Annotated in this window: 22 protein-coding genes and 3 pseudogenes; 15 read left to right on the plus strand and 10 right to left on the minus strand. The window is 39.8% G+C overall.

From position 1 onward, the window contains the following. Positions 1-51: 51 nt before the first annotated feature. The 7 genes from glnA (at position 52) to dnaB (ending at position 13934) form a co-directional block, all read left to right on the plus strand. Positions 52-1473, plus strand: a complete 1422-nt coding sequence (glnA, locus tag NMG86_RS22690) for a type I glutamate--ammonia ligase (RefSeq protein WP_026796567.1) — start codon at positions 52-54, stop codon at positions 1471-1473. A 279-nt stretch (positions 1474-1752) separates the two neighbouring features. Beyond that, positions 1753-3993: an FdhF/YdeP family oxidoreductase gene (locus NMG86_RS22695; RefSeq protein ID WP_026796568.1), complete on the plus strand. Its 2241-nt coding sequence runs from the start codon at positions 1753-1755 to the stop codon at positions 3991-3993. A 140-nt stretch (positions 3994-4133) separates the two neighbouring features. Next, on the plus strand, positions 4134-5024 hold the full coding sequence (gene trpC, locus NMG86_RS22700) for an indole-3-glycerol phosphate synthase TrpC (protein WP_026787800.1): 891 nt from the start codon (positions 4134-4136) through the stop codon (positions 5022-5024). 230 nt (positions 5025-5254) lie between these two features. Further along, positions 5255-6409, plus strand: a complete 1155-nt coding sequence (locus tag NMG86_RS22705; protein ID WP_026796569.1) for a pyridoxal-phosphate-dependent aminotransferase family protein — start codon at positions 5255-5257, stop codon at positions 6407-6409. A 144-nt stretch (positions 6410-6553) separates the two neighbouring features. Next, positions 6554-9172, plus strand: a complete 2619-nt coding sequence (locus NMG86_RS22710; RefSeq protein ID WP_026796570.1) for a M1 family metallopeptidase — start codon at positions 6554-6556, stop codon at positions 9170-9172. Between the two features lie 505 nt (positions 9173-9677). Continuing rightward, positions 9678-10862, plus strand: coding sequence for an RNA polymerase sigma factor RpoD (rpoD, locus tag NMG86_RS22715; protein ID WP_026787803.1), 1185 nt, complete (start codon positions 9678-9680; stop codon positions 10860-10862). A gap of 267 nt (positions 10863-11129) precedes the next feature. Further along, on the plus strand, positions 11130-13934 hold the full coding sequence (gene dnaB, locus NMG86_RS22720; RefSeq protein ID WP_026798771.1) for a replicative DNA helicase: 2805 nt from the start codon (positions 11130-11132) through the stop codon (positions 13932-13934). 91 nt (positions 13935-14025) lie between these two features. Here the strand turns inward: dnaB and NMG86_RS22725 are convergent, their stop codons facing one another. Beyond that, positions 14026-14586 carry an FKBP-type peptidyl-prolyl cis-trans isomerase gene (locus tag NMG86_RS22725; RefSeq protein ID WP_026795408.1) on the minus strand — a complete coding sequence of 187 codons (561 nt, stop codon included), beginning with the start codon at positions 14584-14586 and terminating at the stop codon, positions 14026-14028. A gap of 90 nt (positions 14587-14676) precedes the next feature. Beyond that, positions 14677-15003, minus strand: a complete 327-nt coding sequence (locus NMG86_RS22730) for a phasin family protein (protein ID WP_026795407.1) — start codon at positions 15001-15003, stop codon at positions 14677-14679. A gap of 134 nt (positions 15004-15137) precedes the next feature. Here NMG86_RS22730 and NMG86_RS22735 point away from each other — a divergent pair, with 134 nt between their 5' ends. Further along, positions 15138-15494: a zinc ribbon domain-containing protein gene (locus NMG86_RS22735; protein ID WP_026787808.1), complete on the plus strand. Its 357-nt coding sequence runs from the start codon at positions 15138-15140 to the stop codon at positions 15492-15494. 134 nt (positions 15495-15628) lie between these two features. Here NMG86_RS22735 and NMG86_RS22740 read toward each other — a convergent pair whose 3' ends face one another. The 4 genes from NMG86_RS22740 to NMG86_RS22755 all read right to left on the minus strand — a co-directional run bounded on the left by NMG86_RS22740 (position 15629) and on the right by NMG86_RS22755 (position 16999). Further along, positions 15629-16048, minus strand: coding sequence for a type II toxin-antitoxin system VapC family toxin (locus NMG86_RS22740; RefSeq protein WP_026787809.1), 420 nt, complete (start codon positions 16046-16048; stop codon positions 15629-15631). Beyond that, a complete protein-coding gene (locus tag NMG86_RS22745; protein ID WP_043937776.1) occupies positions 16045-16296 on the minus strand; it encodes a CopG family ribbon-helix-helix protein in 252 nt (83 codons plus the stop codon). The genes NMG86_RS22740 and NMG86_RS22745 overlap by 4 nt, the downstream gene beginning before the upstream one ends. Positions 16297-16351: 55 nt before the next feature. After that, entirely contained in the window at positions 16352-16603 is a 252-nt protein-coding gene (locus NMG86_RS22750; protein ID WP_043937778.1) for a type II toxin-antitoxin system HicB family antitoxin, read from the minus strand. Between the two features lie 150 nt (positions 16604-16753). Beyond that, positions 16754-16999, minus strand: coding sequence for a type II toxin-antitoxin system HicA family toxin (locus tag NMG86_RS22755; protein ID WP_026796571.1), 246 nt, complete (start codon positions 16997-16999; stop codon positions 16754-16756). A gap of 178 nt (positions 17000-17177) precedes the next feature. Between NMG86_RS22755 and NMG86_RS22760 the strand changes: the two are divergent. The 4 genes and pseudogenes from NMG86_RS22760 (at position 17178) to NMG86_RS22775 (ending at position 22068) form a co-directional block, all read left to right on the plus strand. Then, a pseudogene (locus tag NMG86_RS22760) lies at positions 17178-17905 on the plus strand (transposase family protein). A 2-nt stretch (positions 17906-17907) separates the two neighbouring features. Then, positions 17908-21096 carry a WD40 repeat domain-containing protein gene (locus NMG86_RS22765; RefSeq protein WP_499103727.1) on the plus strand — a complete coding sequence of 1063 codons (3189 nt, stop codon included), beginning with the start codon at positions 17908-17910 and terminating at the stop codon, positions 21094-21096. 226 nt (positions 21097-21322) lie between these two features. Beyond that, a complete protein-coding gene (locus tag NMG86_RS22770) occupies positions 21323-21724 on the plus strand; it encodes a response regulator (RefSeq protein ID WP_026796572.1) in 402 nt (133 codons plus the stop codon). Between the two features lie 41 nt (positions 21725-21765). Then, a complete protein-coding gene (locus NMG86_RS22775) occupies positions 21766-22068 on the plus strand; it encodes a hypothetical protein (protein WP_026787813.1) in 303 nt (100 codons plus the stop codon). A 45-nt stretch (positions 22069-22113) separates the two neighbouring features. Here NMG86_RS22775 and NMG86_RS22780 read toward each other — a convergent pair whose 3' ends face one another. The 4 genes and pseudogenes from NMG86_RS22780 to NMG86_RS22795 form a co-directional block, all read right to left on the minus strand. Further along, positions 22114-22302 (minus strand): DNA cytosine methyltransferase, encoded by a 189-nt coding sequence (locus tag NMG86_RS22780; RefSeq protein WP_237157113.1) that lies wholly within the window; start codon positions 22300-22302, stop codon positions 22114-22116. Positions 22303-22376: 74 nt separating this feature from the next. Beyond that, positions 22377-22481, minus strand: a pseudogene (locus NMG86_RS22785) (DNA cytosine methyltransferase); the annotation flags it as partial. Between the two features lie 7 nt (positions 22482-22488). Then, the gene (locus NMG86_RS22790) at positions 22489-22620 is read right to left on the minus strand and encodes a hypothetical protein (RefSeq protein WP_420884297.1); all 132 of its coding nucleotides are present in this window, start codon (positions 22618-22620) and stop codon (positions 22489-22491) included. A gap of 14 nt (positions 22621-22634) precedes the next feature. After that, a pseudogene (locus NMG86_RS22795) lies at positions 22635-22733 on the minus strand (transposase); the annotation flags it as partial. A 176-nt stretch (positions 22734-22909) separates the two neighbouring features. Between NMG86_RS22795 and rpsO the strand changes: the two are divergent. From rpsO to aroF, 3 genes are all read left to right on the plus strand, one after another. After that, entirely contained in the window at positions 22910-23179 is a 270-nt protein-coding gene (rpsO, locus tag NMG86_RS22800) for a 30S ribosomal protein S15 (protein WP_026787815.1), read from the plus strand. Between the two features lie 87 nt (positions 23180-23266). Next, entirely contained in the window at positions 23267-23803 is a 537-nt protein-coding gene (locus NMG86_RS22805; RefSeq protein ID WP_026796574.1) for a PAM68 family protein, read from the plus strand. 113 nt (positions 23804-23916) lie between these two features. Further along, a complete protein-coding gene (gene aroF, locus NMG86_RS22810) occupies positions 23917-24978 on the plus strand; it encodes a 3-deoxy-7-phosphoheptulonate synthase (RefSeq protein WP_026787817.1) in 1062 nt (353 codons plus the stop codon). Positions 24979-24996: the final 18 nt, after the last annotated feature.

The following is a 24996-nucleotide window of genomic DNA, read 5'->3' on the forward strand; positions in this document are numbered from 1 at the left end:
TGCCAAACTTGTCAGAGATAATCAAGAAGATTTTTGAGGAGATATTCATCCATGCCAGAGACAGCCCAAGAGGTCTTATCGTTAATCGAAGACCAAAAGATTCAAATGATTGACTTGAAATTCGTGGATATGCTAGGAACCTGGCAGCATCTAACGGTACACAACAGCCAAATCGATGAATCCTCCTTTACAGACGGCGTACCGTTTGATGGTTCCAGTATTCGCGGTTGGAAGGCCATCAACGAATCTGATATGTCAATGGTGTTAGATCCAAAAACAGCTTGGATCGATCCTTTCATGGCAGAACCGACTCTGAGCATCACTTGTAGTATTCAAGAACCCCGTACTGGAGAACCCTACAACCGATGTCCCCGGGTGATTGCCCAAAAAGCCGTTGATTATTTAGTTTCGACCGGAATTGGGGATACAGCATTCTTTGGCCCGGAAGCGGAATTCTTCATTTTTGATGATGTTCGCTTCGACCAAACCCAACATTGCGGCTATTACTATGTCGATTCCGTTGAAGGTCGTTGGAATTCGGGACGGGAAGAACCCGGTGGTAACTTAGGCTACAAACCAGGCTACAAAGAAGGCTATTTCCCCGTAGCTCCCACGGATACGTTCCAAGATATCCGTACCGAAATGCTATTAACCATGGCTAAATGTGGGGTTCCCATTGAAAAACATCACCATGAAGTGGCCACGGGTGGACAGTGCGAACTCGGTTTAAAATTCGGGACGCTGGTTGAATCCGCCGATAACTTGATGATCTACAAATATGTGATCAAAAACGTCGCTAAAAAATACGGCAGAACAGTCACCTTCATGCCCAAACCCGTTTTCGCAGATAACGGCTCTGGGATGCACGTCCACCAATCCATTTGGAAAGATGGTATACCCATGTTTGCTGGCGATAAATACGCGGGCTTCAGCGACATGGGGCTGTGGTACATCGGTGGCATTCTCAAACACGCCCCGGCGTTGTTGGCCCTAACCAACCCCAGCACCAACTCCTACAAACGTTTAGTTCCTGGGTATGAAGCTCCGGTGAACTTGGCCTACTCTCAAGGCAACCGTTCGGCTTCTGTGCGGATTCCTCTGTCGGGAAATAACCCCAAAGCCAAACGTTTAGAGTTCCGGTGTCCTGATGCCACTGCTAACCCCTATATGGCCTTTGCAGCCATGCTCTGTGCCGGGATTGATGGGATTAAAAACCAAATCGATCCGGGTGAACCTTTGGATGTGGATATCTACGATCTCAGTCCTGAAGAACTGCGGAAGATTCCTTCGACTCCAGGTTCTCTGGAATTGGCCTTGGAAGCCTTGGAACAGGATCACGCCTTCTTAACTGAACCCGGTGTGTTCACGGAAGACTTTATCGCTAACTGGATTTCCTACAAACTCGATAACGAAGTTAACCCCACCCGGTTACGTCCCACTCCCTACGAGTTTGCTCTCTACTACGACTGTTAATTTTTGTTAAATCCGTGGGAGCGGAATTGACGAAAAGCCCCACGCTGACCTAATGGGTTGGCGTGGGGTCAATTATTCTTTGTCCTAACTTCCCTGGCAGTTGCTCTATCTCTTTTTTGTAGCTGCTATAGCAACCGCCAAGGCAGTTAGGACACCAGACGGATCTTAGAACCCAGACGGTGAAGTATTTTCCCCCCAGATCCGGCGTTACCTCCCCCCTAGCCCCCCGTGCACGGGGGGTTTGGGGGGGGCTATTCCCTATTCCCTGTTCCCTGCTATATGACTCAACCAACTGACTCCCACAATTCTCCGTCTACGGGTGGCGGTTTGCCCGTGTTGCAATATTGGGTGGAAAAAAGTATCTCGCCTCAAGGGTTAAAAATCTGGGAAAAATTGAATCATCAAAGTAGTTGTTTATCCTGTGCTTGGGGGACAGGAGGACAAAAGGGCGGTTTTGTTAATGAAGCTGGGGAATATTTACAACGTTGTATGAAAAGTGTAGAAGCGATCGCAGCCGAGTTACAAGAAGGCATTAAAGCGGATTTTTTTCAATACTTTACTATTCAAGAATTACAACAATTAGACTCTCAACAATGTGATCATTTAGGTCGGTTAAGCTATCCGATTATTTTAAGAAAAAACAGTAATTATTACGAACGAATTAGTTGGAAAGAAGTTTATCAAATTGCAGAAATAGAATTTCAAAAAAGCCCTGAAAGAATTGCCAGTTATAGCTCAGGACGCTCCTCAAATGAAGCTGCTTTTCTCCTGCAATTAATGATGAGGGCATTAGGGAGTAATAACTTAGCCGATTGTTCCGATTTATGTCACGCCCCTTCTACCGTAGGTTTAAAAGAGGTTTTTGGCAGTGGCACATCCATGGTTAGCCTAGAAAGTCTTAAAGAGTCCGATTGTGTGGTTTTAGTCGGTTCAAATGCCCCCGCTAATCATCCCCGATTAATGAATGAATTAATTAAAATTCGGGATAAAAATGGTAAAATTATTATTATTAATCCTCAAATCGAAATCGGGTTAGTTAAATTTGCGTCTCCTGCCTTTCCAATTAAATCCTTACTCAAAGGCGGCTCAGATATTTCTACCCTTTATTTACAACCCATTCCTGGTAGTGATGTGGCGGTATTTGTGGGGATTCAAAAATCCTTAATCGAACAAAATTTAATTGATTTTGAATATTTAAACCATCATACCGATGGTTGGCAAGAAGTAATTCAAAACGCGGAAAATACAACTTGGAAAACCATTACTCAAACCTGCGGTTTATCCCAAGAAGAAATCGAAGAAGTTGCCTATACTATTGGAAAATCAAGTAAAGTTGTCTTTGCTTGGGCGATGGGAATTACTCACCATACCAACGGAGTTGATAATGTTAAAAGTATTGCCAATACCGCTTTAATTACGGGGAATGCGGGTAAATTAGGGGCGGGGACAATGCCCATTCGCGGACATTCTAATGTTCAGGGTTTTGGCTCCATGGGAGTTACAATTAGATTAAGTGAATCCATAAAACAAGGCTTAAAGGAACTTTTAGGACAAACTGTTACTGAAACAAAAGGTTATTCTGCCCGGGGTTTAATTACTGCTGCATTGGAGCAAAAAATTGATACATTATTTTGTTTAGGGGGAAATTTATATGCTGCCAATCCTGATTTAACCGAGACAAAACAGGCTTTATCTAACATAAAAACAATATTTTATGTCGCCACAAAACCAAATTTAGGTCATTTTCATGGTTTAGCACAGGAAAATACTATTATTCTTCCTGTATTTAATCGGTTTGAAAATCCTCACCGCACAACTACCGAATCAGGTAATAATTTTGTCCGCTTAAATGAACCCGGTACAACCCATCTTAACTCCCCCGAAGCTGATTTAATTTCAGAAGTTGAATTAATTACAGAAATTGCGAGTCGCTTATTAGGAGAAAATCCGATTCATTGGAAACGGTTACAAGATACCCAATATATTCGAGAGTTAATTGCTAAAACCATTCCCGGTTACAGTAAAATTGCTGAAATTGATCAATCTCAAACGGAATTTACCATTGATGGACGTATTTTTACTAAACCTCATTTTGCTACAGCTAATGGTAAAGCCCAAATGACTATTACCCCGTTACCACAGTTAATAATTCCCAATAAAGAATTTTTTGGAGTCACAGAAGATACTCCAGGTTTAGTATTAATTTTAGGTACGGGTCGAGGTTACGGACAACATAATACCGTTGTTTATAATTCGGCGGACAAATACCGAGGAATGCCTCACCGTCACTGTATTTTAATGAATCTCGAAGATATAAAAAACGCGGGTTTTCAACCCCATCAACGGGTAAAAGTTCGAGGAGATGCGGGGGAATTAGAACATATTGAAATCATTGCGGGTAATATTTTACCTGGTGCAGCATTTATGTTTTATCCTGAAGCCAATATTTTATTTAAGGCACAAATTGATCCTTTATCGGAAACCCCAGCCTATAAAAGAGTCCCTATTTTTGTTTATTAGATAACTACCTAAACAAAATTAATTACAAATCCTCTAGCCCCCGTGCACGGGGGGTTTGGGGGGCTGTTCCCTACAATAACACATTTTATGCTTTAATTTAATCAAGTCGAGTTAAACAAAAGTAAACCTCCTCAACTTCTATGGTACAAATTCGTCGTCGTCAGCCTAATCCCGCCGTTGAAGTCTTAGGTTTACGCTATCAAGTAGCTATACCGGGTGCGGAGCCCCAAAATATTTTAGAAGAAATTGTTTGGTATAAAGAAAAAGAAATTACTGACCTTCGGGAACGTTTACCCTTAGAAAAATTAAAGCAAAAAGTCAATACAATTCCTGCCACCCGTAACTTTTTTCAAGCATTAAAACAAAGTAAAACTCAGCCTGCGGTGATTGCCGAAGTTAAAAAAGCCTCCCCCAGTAAAGGAGTAATTAGAGAAGATTTTGATCCGGTTGCGATCGCAAAATCCTATCAACAAGGAGGCGCAAGCTGTTTATCCGTTTTAACTGATAAAAAATTCTTTCAAGGCAGTTTTGATAACCTGTCTAAAGTTCGGGATGTTGTTGATTTACCCTTACTTTGTAAAGATTTTGTTATTTATCCCTATCAAATTTATCTGGCTAGATATTATGGAGCCGATGCGGTTTTATTAATTGCGGCGGTTCTCTCCGACCAAGACCTACAATATTTCCTAAAAATTGCTAAGGTTTTAGGAATGACCGCCTTAATAGAAGTCCATACCCTTGAAGAATTAGATCGAGTCTTAACCCTCGATGGGGTTAACTTAATTGGAATTAATAATCGGGATTTACAGGATTTTTCCGTCGATTTACAAACCACTTGCCAATTGTTACAAAGCCGACAATCTCAATTCCAATCCCGTGATATTTTAGTCGTAAGTGAATCGGGACTATATACCCGTGAGGATATCAGTTTAGTCACCCAAGCCGGGGCAAAAGCTGTTTTAATTGGGGAATCTTTAATCAAGCAACCCGATCCTGGTGTTGCCTTAAATCAACTGATTGCCGTTGAGTGATATGATTGGAAGATAATTACGAATTACGAATTACGAATTTGTAGTTCGTAATTTAACTAACGGATTCTTATTCTCGCTTATGTTAATTCAATAAGTTAATCCAAAAGGGATTACTGAATCACAAGGCATAAAGGGTTAAATTTCTAATTCGTAATTCGTAATTTCTAATTCGTAATTCGTAATTTAGCTACTGACGCAAAACACCGAACCATTATTAATTGAAACAGACAATGGACGATAAATTAATGTTGATGATTCCAGGGCCAACTCCGGTTCCTGAAGGGGCTTTATTAGCGCTGTCCAAACACCCCATCGGACATCGCAGTGGCGATTTTTTCAAAATTATGGCCGAGGTGACGGAAAACCTGAAATGGTTACACCAAACCAAAAATGATGTGCTAATTTTAACCGTCAGTGGCACCGGGGCGATGGAAGCCGGAATTATTAATTTCCTCAGTCGGGGGGAAAAGGTATTATGTGGTTCTAATGGTAAATTCGGAGAACGTTGGGTTGAAGTCGCCACCGCCTACGGTTTAGAAGTCGATACCGTCACCGCCGAATGGGGACAACCCCTCGACCCCGAACAATTCCGGGCTAAATTAGAAGCGGATACTAATAAAGAAATCAAGGCAGTTATTATTACCCACAGCGAAACTTCTACCGGGGTAATTAACGATTTAGAAGCCATTAATCGCCATGTAAAAGCTCATGGGGCGTTAATGATTGCGGATGCTGTCACCAGTTTAGGCGCGTTTAATCTTCCTATTGATGAATGGGGGATTGATGTGGTGGCTTCCGGTTCCCAAAAAGGCTATATGATCCCTCCGGGTTTGGGATTTGTGGCGGTGAGTGATAAGGCTTGGGAAGCTTATAAAACCGCTAATCTGCCGCGCTATTATTTAGATTTGGGATTGTATAGCAAATCGGCTAAGAAAAATACTAATCCCTTTACTCCTCCGGTGAACTTGTTTTTTGCTTTACAAGTCACTTTACAAATGATGAAAAAAGAAGGGCTAGAAAATATTTTTGCCCGTCATCAACGCTTAACTAAAGTTACGCGGGAAGCGGTTAAAGCCATGGGATTATCGTTATTTGCCGCCGATGAATGTGCAAGTCCAGCGATTACGGCTGTTGTTCCTCCTGATGGCTTAGATGCTGAAGATATTCGGGCTATTGTTAAGAAGAAATTCGATATTGTTTTAGCCGGAGGACAGGATCATCTCAAGGGTAAAATTTTCCGCATTGGTCATTTAGGATTTGTTAGCGATCGCGATATTTTAACAGCGATCGCATCTTTAGAAGCCGCATTACAGGAACTCGGTTATCAAGGATTTACTTCCGGTGCGGGAGTTGCTGCGGCGGCCAGGGTGTTAGCAGAATCTTAATTTAATTTTTGAGAATTCTATCGGTGGGCAATAATAGCCCACTTTTTTTATATATAGTAATCCTAAATATTGCTATAGCTATATAATAGACCCATACGCATAGCGCGTTTTGTTATCCCTTATTCTTGAGCTTGATTGTATTCGATGCTGAATTTTTACTTTGATCCAGAAACCAATACTCACAAATCCTTTGAGTTACCAGGCGCTCGTCCCCATTATAACCCTGACCGTCCGGGTCAGGTAGAACATATTTTTCTGGACTTAGTTCTCGATATTCCTAATCAAAGTTTTAAAGGAACTTGTACCCTAAATTTGAATCCGGTTAAAAGTGGCATAGAAACCTTAACTTTAGATGCGATCAACTTAGAAATAAAAAAGGTAAAAATTGAGGACATCAATCAAGAATTTGATTATGATGGCGAACAATTACAGATTTATCTACAGCAACCTACAACGGTCAATCAATTAATTAAAATTGTCATTAATTATTCCGTTACCAATCCCCAACGCGGACTTTATTTTATTAGTCCAAATAAAGATTATCCCGATAAACCGATTCAAGTTTGGACACAGGGAGAAGATGAAGATTCTCGCTTTTGGTTTCCTTGCTTTGACTACCCCGGACAATTAGCGACTTCAGAAATTCGGGTACAAGTTCCTAAACAATATTTAGCTATTTCCAATGGCGAATTAATTAATACTGAAACCAAAGGCAAAACTAAAATTTATCATTGGTCACAGAAACAAGTTCATCCCACTTATTTAATGACCTTAGCGGTGGGAGATTTTGCCGAAATTAAAGACGAATGGAATGGAATTCCTGTTTTATATTATGTTGAGAAAAACCGCCAAGAAGATGCTCTAAGGAGCATGGGAAAAACTCCGCAAATGATTGAGTTTTTCTCTAAATATTTTGGCTATGTCTATCCCTATCCTAAATATGCTCAAGTTTGTGTAGATGATTTCATTTTTGGCGGGATGGAAAATACCTCAACTACCTTATTAACCGATCGCTGTTTATTAGATGAACGAGCTACCCTAGATAATCGTAACACAGAAAGTTTAGTTGCCCATGAATTAGCCCATCAATGGTTCGGGGATTTAGTAGTAATTAAACATTGGTCACACGCCTGGATTAAAGAAGGCATGGCGACCTATACCGAGGTATTATGGACGGAACAGGAATATGGCAAAGACGACGCGGCTTATTATCGTTTAAATCAAGCCAGAAACTATTTTTCTGAGGATAGTTCTCGCTATCGTCGCCCAATTGTCACCCATATTTATCGGGAAGCAATTGAACTTTATGATCGCCATTTATATGAAAAAGGCGCTTGTGTTTATCATCTAATTAGAACAGAATTAGGGGATGAACTATTTCAAAAAGCGATTCAAACTTTTGTTCAGGATAATGCTCATAAAACCGTAGAAACTATTGATTTATTACGGGCCCTAGAAAAATCAACCGGAGCTAATTTACTTCCCCTGTTTGATCAATATGTATTCCGAGGCGGACATCCTGATTATAAAGTATCCTATAGTTGGGATAATCATGATAAATTAGCCAAAATCACGATTAAACAAAATCAAGCCAAAGATAGCGATAAACTCAGCGAGACAAACCTCTTTGATTTAAAAATTCCGATTGGTTTTGGCTATAAACCCGATAAAAAATCCCCAGAAACGGAAGTAAAACTCAAAACCTTTACGGTGCAGGTTCATGAAAAAGAACAAACCTTCTATTTCCCCTTAGAAAAAAAACCCGATTTTATTAGTTTTGATGTGAATAATAATATCCTCAAAACCGTAACTTTAGATTATGCTGTGGCTGAGTTAAAAGCTCAATTACATTATGATCCCGATCCGATTTCTCGAATTTATGCCGCTAAATCTTTAGCTAAAAAAGGCGGATTAGAAGCCGTTAAAGCCCTATCTAATGCTCTAAAAAATGATGGTTTTTGGGGGGTACGGGTAGAAGTTGCCAAACAATTAGTGCGGGTAAAATTAGATCAAGTTTTCCCAGGATTAGTTGAAGGATTAAATGATCAGGATGCCCGGGTCAGACGGGCGGTAATTAATAGTTTAGCCAAACTGAAAACCACAGAAAGTTATCAAGTCTTAAAACCCCTTTTAGAAAAAGGAGATCCTAGTTATTTAGTTGAATCTTCAACAGCAACAGCATTAGGAGAAATTGCCGCTACCCATCTGGAGGATAAACATTTAGTTGAACAAACCGTTAAACTGTTAAAATCCGTCCTTAAAGAAAGAGAAGGCTGGAATGAAGTGGTGCGTTCCGGGGCAATTTCAGGACTGAGTAAAATCAAAACCTCAGAAGACGCCTTAAACTTGATTTTAAAGTATACAGCCCCCGGTATTCCCCAGGCATTACGGTTAACTTCGATTCGGGCTTTGGGCAGTATTTCCACTGGTCAAACCTCGACAAATACCGAACGGATTGTACAACGGTTAGAAGAACTATCTAATGAAGCCTTTTTCCTGACGCAAGTGGCTGTTGTTGCCTCCCTGGAACAGATGGAAACCCCGAAAGCCATGGATGTACTTCAGTCCTTAACAGACCAAACCCTAGACGGACGAGTTCGCCGTCGAGCAGAGGAAGCGATTCAGACTGTTCAGGGAAAAATCGGTTCAGAACCCGCATTGAAAAAACTGCGGGAGGAACTCGACAAAATCAAAAAGGAAAATCAAGACCTGAGAAGTCGTTTGGAAACTTTAGAAGCAAAAAGTAAATCCAGCAAATCGTAAAACCGGATGCTAGGCGTGATCAATTTGTCTATGTCTGAAGGTATAAACGTTGTATAGAACTTATTTCCCCCCTATTGAATAATGATTCAACCTAAAGACGTCAAAAACTTAACGTGATTTAACGTTTGATTGAGTCCCAAACGGAGAGATTTGAGTTAACTTACAAGAAAGAACAATCCTAAGGGTTAGATAGTTGTACTCACCCTCCCTACTTGATCAATTCTCCGTCGGTGAATGAACGATGATCAGATTTCTTTTTTGACAAAACCGTGCAATTTTTGTTAAAAAGGCTACAATCGAAAAGGTCTTGGCGTCATCCAATGATCACCTTTGAACATTTACCTTCACTATGCTAGGACTGAGGTGGGTTACGATGACTCACTCAGTAACTCGCTGGGTAAATATTTAAACCTGGATTCGGTGTTTCACTGGTTCAGGAGTCTATGAATAGACATCTTTATTCTGTAATTAATTTTTACTAATTGAGGAGCATGAGGAACGCGGCATGACCCAAAGTAACAACGGACTCGCAACCACACTTCCACTGGAGAAACAAGTTGATATCCCTAAAAATGACAATAAAGCCAGGGACAGGGACAAGGATTCATCAAAGGATGAGCCAGATGCAGAAGATCTAATTGAAGAAGAAGAAATTTCAGAGGAAGTGATCGGGGAGGAAGATGACGAGAACAAAGCTGCAAAAGGAGCTAAATCTCGCCGTCGAACTCAGACGAAGAAAAAACACTTTACAGAAGATTCGATTCGTCTCTATCTGCAAGAAATTGGTCGGATTCGTTTATTACGCGCAGATGAAGAAATTGAACTCGCTCGTAAAATTGCCGACTTACTCGAACTAGAGCGAATTCGGGAAAAATTGATGGAACATTACGACCGCGAACCCAATGAGCAAGAATGGGCAACCGCCGTTGAAATGAAGTTGCCAGAATTCCGCCGCCGTCTTTATATTGGCCGTCGGGCAAAAGATAAGATGGTACAGTCTAATTTACGACTGGTGGTTTCTATTGCCAAAAAATATATGAATCGGGGTCTTTCTTTTCAAGACTTGATTCAAGAAGGCAGTTTAGGATTAATTCGCGCCGCCGAGAAATTTGATCACGAAAAAGGTTACAAATTTTCCACTTATGCGACCTGGTGGATTCGTCAGGCAATTACTAGAGCGATCGCCGATCAATCTCGGACTATTCGACTACCAGTTCACCTGTATGAAACCATTTCTCGAATTAAAAAAACTACCAAGTTATTGTCTCAAGAAATGGGTCGCAAACCCACGGAAGAAGAAATCGCAACTCGCATGGAAATGACCATCGAGAAGTTAAGGTTTATTGCTAAATCGGCTCAACTTCCGATTTCTTTAGAAACACCGATTGGGAAAGAGGAAGATTCTCGTTTAGGAGATTTTATTGAATCCGATGGCGAAACTCCTGAAGATCAAGTATCTAAGAATCTATTACGAGAAGATTTAGAAAATGTATTAGATACCCTCAGTCCCAGAGAACGAGATGTATTGCGTCTGCGTTATGGGTTAGATGATGGTCGGATGAAGACATTAGAAGAAATTGGTCAGATTTTTAATGTCACCCGGGAACGAATTCGTCAAATAGAGGCGAAAGCGTTAAGAAAGTTACGTCATCCTAACCGCAATAGTATTTTGAAAGAGTATATCCGTTAATTGCCGTTATTTCTGTTCGGGTTGAAACAATTTGATCCTGAGAAATAAATTTTTTAATTATCCTCAACGGAGGATAACTCAGGCTGCAATTTATCAACCCGTTTTTTGAAAGATTAAGATTAAAAATTAACTTGTTGAAACATACTCAGGACTATTGAGCAAAACTTATCATAATACCATAAAATTATTTTGCAAGAGTTATAATAACCATTCTATAATAGAGTTTAACATAAAATGGTCTAATCTGCTGATCAATTAACTCATCCGATGAATGAACCTCAATTTTCTAGTATTAGCGATCGCCTTCCCCCTCAAAACATAGAAGCAGAGGAAGCCATTTTAGGGGGTATTCTTCTCGATCCAGAAGCCATTAGTCGGGTAGCAGAATTATTACAACCAGAATCCTTTGCCCTCAAATCCCATCAAATCATTTATCGGGCAGCTTTAACCCTGCATTCCCAAGGAAAACCCACGGATTTAATGACCGTTACAACTTGGTTAGCGGATCAAAATCTACTCGAACAAGTGGGAGGACAATTAAAATTAACTCAACTGGTAGATCGCACGGTTTCGGCGGTTAATATTGATCAATATGGTTTATTAGTTTTAGATAAAAAAATCCGTCGCAGTATGATTACTGGGGGACATAATATTGTTGAATTAGCCTATGATACCAGTCAAGATTTAGAAACCATTCTCGATAAATCTGAACAACAAATCTTTAATATTTCTCAAGTTAGACCGCAACAGGATTTAGTTTCTATTGGTGAAACTTTAATTGATACTTTCCAAGAAATTGAAGACCGTAATGAGGGAATTGCCTTACCCGGTATTCCCTGCGGATTTTATGATTTAGATGCGATGACAGGAGGTTTTCAACGGTCGGATTTAATTATTATTGCGGGTAGACCGTCCATGGGAAAATGTTTAAGTTTTGATAGTAAAATTGTTTTATCGGATGGGAGTGTTGTCACAATTGAAGATATTTATAATCGTCAAAAAGCTCAAATTTTAACGTTAGAAAATAATTGGAAATTCAAAATTACTGAACCTTCTAACTTTATTGATGATGGAATTAAACCCGTATTTAGAGTCACCACAAAACTAGGGCGTTTTGTAGAATCTACCATCACCCATCCCTTTTTAACTATTCAAGGATGGCGACCTTTAGGAGAAATTAAACCCGGAGATAAAATTGCTGTTCCTCGTCAATTTAATAGCTTTGGATCGGAAAAATTACCTGAATATCAAGTTAAAATTTTAGGTTATTTACTAGGAGATGGAGGGTTGACGAATATTAATAGAATATCATTCAAGGATTCCCCTAAATCGACCCCCCCACCCCCCCCTTGTCAATGGGGGGCTAAGAGAGATAATTATAGAATTAAACAGGATTTTGTTGAGTCTATTCAACAATTGATTGAAAATAAACCCGAAATTTATCCTCTCCTTACTAAGGGGAGGGTTATTGAGGGGTTAGTTATTTGGATGGAAACAATTGGATTATCGACCCCCTCACCCCCCCCTTGTCAATGGGGGGCTAAGAGAGATAATTATAGAATTAAACAGGATTTTGTTGAGTCTATTCAACAATTGATTGAAAATAAACCCGAAATTTATCCTCTCCTTACTAAGGGGAGGGTTAGGGATGGGTTAGTTATTTGGATGGAAACAATTGGATTTTGGGGTAAAAATTCTCATCAAAAAACGATTCCTGAAATTATCTTTAAATTAGAGCGATCGCAAATAGCATTATTTCTAAATCGTCTGTTTGCAACCGATGGCTGGGCAACAATATTAGCCAGTGGTCAATGTCAATTGGGTTATGGCAGTGTTAGCGAAGAATTAGCCCGACAAGTTCAACACTTATTATTACGATTTGGGATTATTGCAACACTGAAAAAGCGTTCTGTTAAATATAAAGAAACGATTCAAACGGCTTGGCAACTGGATATTACTGATGCTTTATCTATCAAAATCTTCATCTCAGAAATTGGGATTTTTAGTAAAGAAGAAGCACTTTTAAAAATAGAAAATGCGTTAATGAATAAACGCTATCAAACCAATCGAGATTTGATTCCCATAGAAATTTGGCAAGAAATCGCAACGGTTAAAGGCGATGAATCTTGGCAAAGTTTAGCAAAAAGGGCAGGGATTCCAGGCTATAGTAATATTCATGTTGGTAAACGGCAATTATCACGGGAAAGACTCTGGAGTTTAGCCACTACTTTAGATAATTTACCCTTACAACAGTTAGCAACCAGTGAGATTTATTGGGATGAAATTGTCTCAATTGAATTTATGGGGGAAAAACAGGTTTATGACTTAACCATTCCTGAAACCCATAATTTTGTTGCAAATGATATTTGTGTTCATAATACCAGTTTTGCCGTCGGTTTAGGACATAATATTGCTAAGGGTCAAAAACTCCCCATTGCCGTTTTTAGTTTAGAAATGTCGAAAGGGCAATTAGTCCAAAGACTATTATCTAGTGAAGCAAAAATTGAAAGTAACCGCATTCGTTCAGGTAGAATTAGTCAATCGGAATGGGAACCTTTAACCATGGCAATTAGTTCCTTAGCAGAATTACCCATTTTTATTGATGATACCCCCAATATTACCGTTACCGAAATGCGTTCCAAAGCTCGAAGATTGCAAGCTGAAAATGGGGGGGTATTAGGGTTAATTTTAATAGATTATTTGCAATTAATGGAAGGTGCTAGTGATAATCGGGTACAGGAATTATCGAGAATTACCCGGTCATTAAAAGGATTAGCCAGAGAATTAAGTGTACCTGTTATTGCCCTATCCCAGTTAAGTCGTAGCGTTGAATCTCGTACCAATAAACGGCCGATGTTATCGGATTTAAGAGAATCTGGATCTATTGAACAAGATGCGGATTTAGTGATGATGATCTATCGAGATGACTATTATAATCCCGATACCCCAGACCGAGGTATTACCGAAATTATTATGGCTAAACATCGGAACGGCCCCACAGGAACCATTAAACTATTATTTGACCCTCAATTCACTAAATTCAGAAATTTAGCCAATCCTCGTTCTAGCTAAATTCATACACAGAAACCGGGTTTCTTCATATATATAACGACTAGAAACCCGGTTTTTTGGAGCTTTTATTTAACCTTTAAGGATGAAATAATCAAGCTTTTAATAGTTCCACATCAAAAATTAACGTTGCATTCGGAGGAATCACACCGCCCGCACCGCGAGAACCATACCCTAATTCCGGTGGAATAATTAACTTGCGACGTCCGCCCACTTTCATGCTCATAACGCCTTCATCCCAACCTTTAATCACTTGACTAATACCAATTTTGAATTCAAAAGGTTTTCCGCGATCGCGAGAACTATCAAACTTTTTACCATCTGTTAAAGTTCCCGTATAGTGAACCGTAACTGCTTGACCCTGCTTAGGAGATGCACCTTCACCTACGATTAAATCCACATACTGTAAACCGGAGTCAGTTGTAATTACTTTTTCTTCTGAATTTGTCATGTTTTGAGCAATAAGAGTTTGATCATTGGCAACCATATCGGGTGCAAACAAAGGAATACTAGAGGTTGCTACCGTCTGTTGCACTGCAATTGGAGTATTTTGATTAACCGCTTGTGCCTGTTGTATTGATGTTGTAATTTGAGCTACAACTAACACAACCGTACAAACAATAATCACTCCTAAGCTAATTAGAATTTCTCGCAAAATTCATCCTCCTGCATCTACTGATGTACCTTTAGGATTGTTGTTTCAGGGAAAACCCAAGATTCAAGTTTGACATTATTTGGGGACTTTTTAACGCCAAAGACGATTTTCCAAGTCTCTCATCTGACGTTCTAAGCGGTCTAGGCGTCCGCGTAACTCATCAAGTTCCGACTGACGAGGAACCCCCACATCCTGCATTAAATTGCGGAATTGGCGCTGCATCAGGTCTTCTAAACTGGTTTGATCGAGTTTGAGACCCTGCATCATGTCATCGACAAACTTTTTGGCCTGGTCTGTATTCATCGTCCCGTCTTTGACCCACTGATCGGTGGCTTCCTGCAATTTTTCTGCTACTAAGGAAGTTGTCCCAATTCCAATCATCAGTAGTTGTCGGAGTAAGTTATTTTGATTATCCATTGTTTCTCACCTGATTAGGCTGCTAAAGTGCAAAGATAAAGCTAGGCTTTATGTTTAGACTGACTCACATTTTCTATTTTGTGGTATTTTTCCCCAATTCGCCGATTCGATTTTTCCAGGTTTAAATCTTCAAAATGTCCCTTTGTCCCCGGTGTCACCAACTTATTGATTCTCAGGCCCTGAGTTGTCCCCATTGTCAAGCTCAACTCAAAGCCTTTGGACATCCCGGTATTCCCCTCTATCGTTCGACGGGGAAGGAATATCTCTGTGAAACCTGTCTCTATCACGATGATGATACTTGCAACTTTCCCCAACGTCCTTTAGCCCAGGAATGTACCCTCTATCAAAATCGTTCTGAACTGTTAGTTTCTGATCCGATTAAATCTCAGCAAAATTTATCTGTTTCCTTCAGAATTTGGCTACAACAGAATATTATTTGGATCGTTGTTTTAGGGTTATTAATTATTAGTTTTATTCTCAGTATTTTATAACCTTTTGTACATTAATTTAAAAACTCCGTTGTTGGGCTTCAGCCCAAGGATATAGGGACTATAACATGGAAAAATAGTTGTTTATTGTATAGGCGATCGCTTTCGACTTCAAACAGAAAATGATCTGACTGAAATCAAAATTCAGGAATAATTTTTAAAGTTTGATTATTTCTAATCCGGTAAATTGAAAAGTCCCTTCTATCTAGGGTAAAAATTGTATCCAGATCTCGAATTTCTGCCAAATAACATAGGGAGGCATCAGCTATTTGAACTCCAATATCATGATACTTTAGGATAAAAATTTTTAACCAAGGAATAGATTCCTCTGGTAAATGAACAACTTCTATTAATCCTCCTTCAATCATTTTAAATAAGGAAGTGACAGCGACTTTGTTTTTGCGAATCAGCCAGTGGGTTTCTGTGATGACTGACCAACAGGTTAATAAGGGTGGTTGCAGTGTTTGAAGGGTTGTTATACATCTTTGATGATGAGTATCAGATAATGATAGAATTGATACTAATGGCCCCGTATCGACTAAAACTTTCTGCTTCATACACCACCAAACCCATTAAAATAATCAGGATTTGTACTCAAATCCTTGGGTAAATCTACAACACTTCCAATAACATCCAATTCCATTGCCAAATCATAACAACTTTTTTCAGGGATAAACTTCCGAATGTAACTTTCCACTGCTTCTATAATTAGTTCATGTTCTGATTTATCCTGTAATTCTGCTAATTTTTTTAGTTGTTCACTTAAAGTTTCACTAACTGGAATTGTAATTGAATTGGTTTTCATTGATTTTAAGCTCCTATAATTTTAACATTTACAATAACATCCAATTTCATATTTTTTATTTCAAAAAAGGTACACGATCAAACTTCAACTCAAATTTAATCAAGATTGAAGGATGATCAATGAGTCCAAATTCGGTTGAATTTTCATCTTCTAAATGTAAAGCAACAGCCTCTTGTAAATTATAAACCACATCATCCAAGGTTTCTCCCTGTGTGACTACATTAATATCAAGGCATTCAGCAACATAACCCTGTTGTTCGCCTCGATGAATAATGGCTTGGATATTTTCTTTTAATGACACAGACATAATTTTCCGGTAAACTCAAAAAATAGGGTATGTTACCTTTTAACTTAACACACCCTAGCCTCTATTTACATAGCCTGCAACAATACTTTTAATCTATATTTCTTCATGCAGCTTTTCATAACCGTGAATAAGTGGATTTCTTTATAAAGATTAATATTTTTTATAGAAGTAAACCCCAAGCTCTGACTCAGGAATATATTTAGCCGCTTGTTTGAAAATAGCCTTACAGGTTCCTGGATCTAACTGTCGGTGATTAGGGACTGTTAAGGTTTCCTTATTACCCAAATTATAACGACGTAGTTTAACATGGCTTCCTTTTTGACTATGAATTTCAAAACCAAAGCGACCTAAGATCGAAATAACTTCTTCACCGGATAATACTTTAAACTGTGGCATGATTTATAAATCATTTTTACATAAATTTAATAGAACTCTTGCAAAATAATTTTATGGTATTATGGTGAGTTTTGCTCAATTTCATAAAATCCCAGAGACTAACCATTCTTCACAAACTTTTGCTAAAAACTCCATAAAATGGTAAAAATTGAAAGTGAATTAAGACAATAACTCTGCGATGAACACTCAATTTTATCTAAATTTGAAACCTCCTGAATTTAAACGGAGATTTGGTGTCAAGATTCAAACCTTTCAAGCAATGGTTAATGCCATAGAGCAGTTCAGGTTAGAACATCCTAAAGATAGGAGAGGACGTCACACCTGCCTGACTCTCCAAGAGCAAGTTTTAGTAGCCTTGGAGTATTGGCGAGAATACAGAACATATTTTCATATTGGGACAAATTGGGGAGTATCAGAATCAACTATTTGCCGAATTGTTGCTAATATTGAATCAACTTTAATGAAAAACAGAAAAAATGTTACTCAGGAAAGAAAAAACATCACACGCTCAAAATTCAGTTAGTAATTGATCAAGAAACTAAACAGATTATTTGTACAGATTTTGGACAAGGACATTGCCACGATTTCAGCTTATTCAAAAAAAGCAAAATTCATTTTCACCCCCAAACTGATAGTTTACAAGATAGTGGCTATCAAGGGATTAAGGATTATCACTTGAATAGCTATGTACCCAAAAAGAAACCCAAAAATGGCAATCTTTCGGTCTTAGAAAAAGACTATAATCAAGCTTTGGCTCATCAACGAATTGTGATTGAACACGTTAATCGGAGCCTCAAAATTTTCAGGATCTTATCGAGTCGTTATCGAAATCGTCGTCGCCGTTATGGTCTTCGTTGTAATTTGTTGTCAGCCATTTATAATTATGAGTTGACACTCTTAGTCTGAAAGTGAAAATTTTTTATTATAGCATAGATTTTTTTTGCAAGAGGTCTATTAATCAATCTCGGACGATTATTTATAATTATTATTATCAAGAACAAACAGTTATAACTGCTACAGAAGAAAATGTTAATGATAATTTATTGTGTCCCTATCAAGGATTATATCATTTTAGTCCTGAAAATGCCGAATATTTCTTTGGGCGAGAAGTCTTTGTAGAAAACCTGTTTCAATATACAGAAACCCGTAATTTTATTCCCATTTTAGGGGCATCGGGTAGCGGCAAATCTTCGGTAATTTTAGCGGGATTAGTGCCAAAATTAGTTAAAATCGGACATTGGCAATTTACCCATTTTCGACCCGGAAATGACCCGTTTCATGCCTTAGCTCAAGCGTTAGTTCCCCTCTATGTCAAGAATCTCGATGAAACTGACCGCATCGCTCAAGCTCGTAAATTAGCCGGATATTTTCAAGACAATACTATTCTTTTATCGGATGTTTTCTCAACTATCCAAGGCAATTATCCCAATAATAGAATTTTACTCATCGCCGATCAATTTGAGGAACTTTACACCCTTTGTAACGATGAACAAACCCGCCGTAATTTTCTCGATATTCTCTTAAATACCTTTAAATCCTTTGCTGAAAAATCCTCTTTATCAACGGTCTTAGTGGGAACAATGCGGGCAGATTTTTTAGGAAATGCCCTGTCCTATCGTCCCTTAGCAGATGTATTGCAAAAAGGCAATATTATGTTAGGGCCGATGAATGAAAAAGAACTGAAAGATATTATTGAAAAACCTGCTCAAAAATTAGGGGTGAGTTTTGAAGGAGGACTCGTTGAACGTATTCTCAGAGATGTGGATAAAGAACCGGGGAATTTACCCTTATTAGAATTTGCCTTAACGGAACTTTGGAACAAACGAAAGGGGAAACAATTAACCCACAATGCTTATCAAGAAATTGGAGAAGTTTCGGGAGCATTAACTTGTTATGCGGATAGCGAATTTAGTAAACTCAAACCGGAACAACAACAGCAAGTGCGGCGAATATTTGTACAATTAGTGCGTCCAGGTGCAGGAACGGAAGACACCCGACGAGTGGCAACTAAAGCAGAATTAAATGATAGCAATTGGAATTTAGTCAAACAATTAGCGGATGCGAGATTAGTTGTTACCAGTCGGACGGTAATCACCCGTGAAATTACAGACAATTCTCAACAACAACCGCAACAACTTAAAGAACAAGAAACCGTTGAAGTGGTTCATGAAGCGTTAATTAAAAATTGGGGTCAACTCAGACAATGGATGGCAACAGACCGAGAATTTAGAACCTGGCAAGAACGACTGCGGGCGGCGATGAATTATTGGCAGGAAAAGAACCAAGATCAAGGTTTATTATTACGGGGGGCGGCACTGGTTCAAGCCTCTGAACAACTGAAAACCCGTCGAGATGAATTGTCTCAAGATGAATTAGAATTTATTCAGTTAAGTCAAGAACTGTACGAAAAGGAAGAAAAACAAAAACAAAAACAACGTCAACAAATTGTTGGTGGCTCAATTGCCTTTGCTGTGATAGTTGCTCTCCTCGGTGTGTGGTCAGAAGTTCAACGGCGCAAAGCATTTATTGGGGAGGAAAATGCCAATTTCAGAACGGAAATCGCCACATTACAACCTCGCTTAAATTCTACTTTGCCCGTGCAGATGGATGTGATCAAACTCAATCAAAAATTGAAACAGGCACAGGCACCAACAATAGATATCCAGTTACAAGGTACAGATTTATTGCGACAAATCGTTGACTGGCCAGGACAGAAACCGATTAATAGTTTAGACGGCCATGAGAATTCTGTCATCGGTGTCACCTTCAGCCCCGACGGCAAATTCATCGCTTCTGGGAGTTGGGACAACACCGTGAAACTGTGGAAACTGGATGGCACCCTCGTCACCACTCTCAAAGGCCATGAGAATTCTGTCAACAGTGTCGCCTTCAGCCCCGACGGGAAATTCATCGCTTCTGGGAGTTGGGACAACATCGTGAAACTGTGGAAACTGGATGGCACTCTCGTCACCACTCTCAAAGGCCATGAGAATGTTGTCAACAGTGTCGCCTTCAGCCCCGACGGGAAATTCATCGCTTCTGGGAGTTCTGACAAGACGGTGAAACTGTGGAAACTGGATGGCACCCTCGTCACCACTCTCAAAGGCCATGAGAATGTTGTCAGCAGTGTCGCCTTCAGCCCCGACGGGAAATTCATCGCTTCTGGGAGTTGGGACAAGACGGTGAAACTGTGGAAACTTGATGGCACCCTCGTCACCACCCTCAAAGGCCATGAGAGTGATGTCTTGGGTGTCGCCTTCAGCCCCAAAGGGGATGTGATCGCTTCTGGGAGTGGTTACAACACGGTGAAACTGTGGAACTTTAACCGAGATGAACTCCTCAAGCACGCTTGTAGTTCGATAACTGGCTACCTAAGAAATAACCCGAACCCCAGTGACGATGAGCGTCGTCTTTGTGGGGAGAAAGCTTCAGGAAAAGTTTTGTTTTTGCAGGGTGAGAAACTTGCAGCAGAGGGTAAAATTAAGCAAGCGGTTTCTAAGTTTCAACAAGCTGCCAAACTGGACTCTAACTTTAGTTTAAAGTTAGCCGCCGCGAGTTTAGTTCTGTTTGGAGAATTATTAGCAGAAAATGGTAAACTTGATGAAGCAATTTTAGGTTTCCAAAAGGCATTAGAATTTGACCCTGGCTTAAAATTTAATCCCAAAACTGAAGTTGCAAAGCATAGATTTAAAAGAGGTCAGCAATTAATAGAAGATATAGAATATATAGAATTTGATGAAGAAGCAATTTTAGCTTACAATCAAGCCCAAGAATTAGATCCAAATTTAAAAATTTCGGCTTCTGATTGGAATCAACTGTGTTGGGCAGGAAGTATTAATAAAGAAGCTGATCAAGTTATATTTGCCTGTAATAAAGCCGTTGAACTTGATCCTAAAAATGGATGGGTTTATAACAGTCGGGGTTTAGCCAGGACGTTAACAGGTGATTCTAAAGGTGCAATTGAAGATTTTGAAATATTTGTGAAATCGGCTGGAAATGCTGAGGAGAAAAAACAACGAAAAGCTTGGATAGCATCTCTTAACAAGGGTAAAAATCCGTTTACAGATGAGGTATTAGAACAACTGCGTTCTAATTGATAAGCTTGATAGGCTCTCCCCTACTAATTGAGGTTCGTGGATAGTCTCAGAAGACATCCTGAACTTTTCCATCCTTTTCCATCCTGACTTCCTGAGAAAGATTGTTTCTAGTCATACCTGAGCGTTGAAAACTCCTGAACTTATCCCTATCGACAGTTTAACGGATATCGAACACACTTGAACTATAGATAGATGATATAGGGTTTCCCCAAGAGGTAAGACCATGATGAGAACTATTTTAGTTGTTGAAGATAATCTTGTTAACTGGAAAGTCTTTGAACGGATTTTAACCAGACGTGGCGGGTTAATGGCAAAACATACCGAAGATGTGCAAACTGTCATGGAAATGGCGGCTAACAAACAAGCGGATCTAATCTTAATGGATGTGTCTTTAACCAATAGTTATTATGGGGGAAAAGCCGTTGATGGGATTGAAATTACCAAAATGTTAAAAGCGAACCCCGCCACCGCCCAACTGCCAGTTATTTTAGTAACCGCCCATGCGACCACGGGCGATCGCGAAAACTTTTTAGCGCGTAGTGGCGCCGATGGTTATATTCCTAAACCCGTCGTTGATCATAAGGATTTTGTTGCACAAATTAAATCCAAATTACCCGCAGATGAATAAAAAAAACTTTAATTTCATAGAATCAACCTTGGTCGAAAATTATGATTTTACCAGAGTGCATTATTCTGCAACAAGAAGCCACCAACCCGAATACCCCAAAAGAAACCTTAATCGAGTTACTCAATGAGTTTCCTAAACCTGTTTTGAGTAATCCACAATTTCGGGTTTTATGTTTGAATTATCCCCAACTTCTCCATAAAATTTCGGTCGCGACTCTGCGCCTCTTGGTTCAGTTTAACACAGCCCCAGAAAGTTTTCTGCACTGGGTCGAAAACAATTCTGAACCTGATGTTTTAGCGGGGTTTAATTATTCTACTAATCCTGAACTCTCCAGTTATAAATAAGATAAAATGGCATGATATCGCAAATTTTTGTCAAAAAATCGATATTTAAATTATAGGCTGTATCAGAGGCGCGATCGCACCAACAAATACCTTTAACAAAACTTCCTTAACAATAAACTCCACTACATTAATACTAACAGAATTTCCCAATTGATAATAAGCCTTATCATCATGATAATGTAGACAAAAATGATCGGGAAACCCTTGTAAACGATTCGCTTCACGGGGAGTAATGCGACGAACACGATAATATTGTCTTTAAAGTTAGCTTGATAAACCCATCTGGAATCTTGATTAATCTCGCTACTCAGCAAACATTGAGGTTTAAACTCTAATGCTAAAGCTGCTTTTTCAAAAGCAAGTCTGATTCCTCCAATTCCAGCAAATAAATCAATGAATTTAATGGTTTTCATTATAATATTATGAATTTTCTCTAATAAATTTGGCTAACAGTTGAATTTCTTCCTTTGAGAAGGCTACAGTACAATCACTATAAAGACAAATTGTACTTACTGCATTTTTTCTAATGTTAATATTGCCGGCTCCATCTATTTGTCAAAGGTTTAGATCAGTTTGTCAATTTTTAAGTGCATTTTCAAAAACTTCCCTAACAACTCAACTCCCCAACGAAGCCGATAAATTTCCCAAATTTCAGCATCAGTAACACCCGCTTATCCATCGGGATGTAATTGATACTCTCATCGTCTGAAGACAGGCTCGATTCTGCGGACAGAATTAAATCACTTTAATTCTTGCTACGACCGCCGGGCAAAACTGATCAAAAGTGTGGTATCCTAAGTGATTGTGGAAATTTACGGATCATCTCTGAGATTCAACAACTATGGCTCTCACACAGCAGCGTAAACAAGAAATCATGTCCGAGCACCAAACCCATGAAACCGATACCGGTTCCTGCGAGGTGCAAGTGGCTATGCTGACGGAACGGATTAGCAAACTCAGCGAACACTTAAAAATCAATAAAAAAGATCACGCTTCTCGCCGTGGACTTTTACAAATGATTAGTCGTCGTAAAAGCCTGTTAGGTTTTTTACAACGCCTAGACAAACCACGCTACCAAGCGTTAATCGCTCGTTTAGGAATTCGGGGTTAGGGTTTTTCAGGCCTTCTGTAAATCCCTCTATCTTGATTCCCGACCTCAAGCTTTCCTCCTGCATTTCCAGACCCCTTTTCTGAACCTATGTCCTCTGAACGTCCGACCACACGGCCCGCCTTTGAACCCAAGAAAAATCGCAAAAAAACCGATAAAGCGACTTCTAATCCCCCAGACAAGGCGATTTCAGACCCTAAACCAAAAAAAACAAATCAGAAAGTTAAGGCAACTTCTAAGTCTCCCCAACCTGAACCCAAAAGTCAGAAGGAGACTAAACGCACCTACACCCGGGAAGAAACAGCAATTCCAGAGAAAGTCAGTCAACGGATGCTCTCTCGGATGGTGGTTTTAGCTGGAATTCCTTTGCTCCTGGGCTTAGGAAGCTTCATCGGCAGTTACTTCATCATTACTCAAGATTTACTTGTCCTTCCCAATACGGCTATTGTAATTTTGAGTATGGGATGTTTTGGGTTAAGTGTCCTGGGGTTAAGCTATGGGGTGCTGTCCGCATCCTGGGACGAGGACGCCCCGGGTAGTGTTCTGGGCTGGCAGGAATTTCAACTGAATTTAGGGCGAATGCAGGATGGATGGAAAGCTGCCAGGCAAAACAAACAGAAAAATTAAGAATTCACAAGATTGTGTCCAAAACTGAATTGTTAAATTGGCTTTAATCTAGGCCGTATTTTCTTAGACAATTTCAGCTTTTTAAGTTTGATCCATCGATCATAAAACCATAAATGATTATAGTAATGAAAGTCGGCACACCAGAAGCCGAAATTGAACGTTTAACTGAAGATCTCAACACCAGTTGGGGTTTATCACCGGAGAAAATTGTCGGTAAACACAAAGTTGTGATTGGGTTAGTCGGTGAAACTGTCGATCTCGACCCTTTACAACTGCGGGAAATGAGTCCTTTTATTGAGGACGTCATGCGGGTAGAAAAACCCTATAAACGGGTGAGTCGTGCCTACCGTCAGGGGGAAGCCAGTGAAGTCACTGTTCCAACTCCCGCCGGGAATGTTACCTTCAGCGAACATCATCCCCTAGTCGTTGTGGCTGGGCCTTGCTCGGTGGAAAACGAGGAGATGATTGTCGAAACCGCAAAACGAGTTAAAGCCGCTGGAGCTAAATTCCTGCGGGGGGGAGCTTTCAAACCTCGGACGTCTCCTTATGCGTTTCAAGGACATGGTGAAAGTGCATTAGGGTTATTAGCTGCGGCCCGTGATGCAACGGGATTAGGTATTATTACGGAGTTAATGGATGCCGAAGACCTGGAAAAATTAGGGGAAGTTGCCGATATTATTCAAATTGGCGCTCGCAATATGCAGAACTTTTCCCTATTGAAAAAAGTGGGAGCGCAAAACAAACCCATTTTGCTCAAGCGGGGAATGTCGGCCACCATCGAAGAATGGTTAATGGCGGCGGAATATATCCTAGCGGGTGGCAACCCTAACGTAATTTTATGTGAACGGGGAATTCGCACCTTTGATCGTCAGTATGCCCGTAATACCTTGGATTTATCCGTTTTACCTGTATTGCGATCGCTGACTCACCTACCAATTATGATCGATCCTAGTCATGGCGTCGGTGTGGCGGAATATGTTCCCGCCATGGCCATGGCTGCCATTGCCGCCGGAACAGATTCCCTGATGATTGAAGTCCATCCCAATCCGGCTAAAGCCCTATCTGATGGCCCTCAATCCCTGACTCCAGAACGGTTTGACCGCTTAATGCAAGAATTGTCTGTCATCGGTAATGCCGTAGGTCGTTGGCCGAAAGAACTGGCCGTTGTCGGTTAAATTAGTCTCAAAAATTTG

The organism is Planktothrix rubescens CCAP 1459/22 (assembly GCA_904830895.1).
GTDB lineage: Bacteria > Cyanobacteriota > Cyanobacteriia > Cyanobacteriales > Microcoleaceae > Planktothrix > Planktothrix agardhii.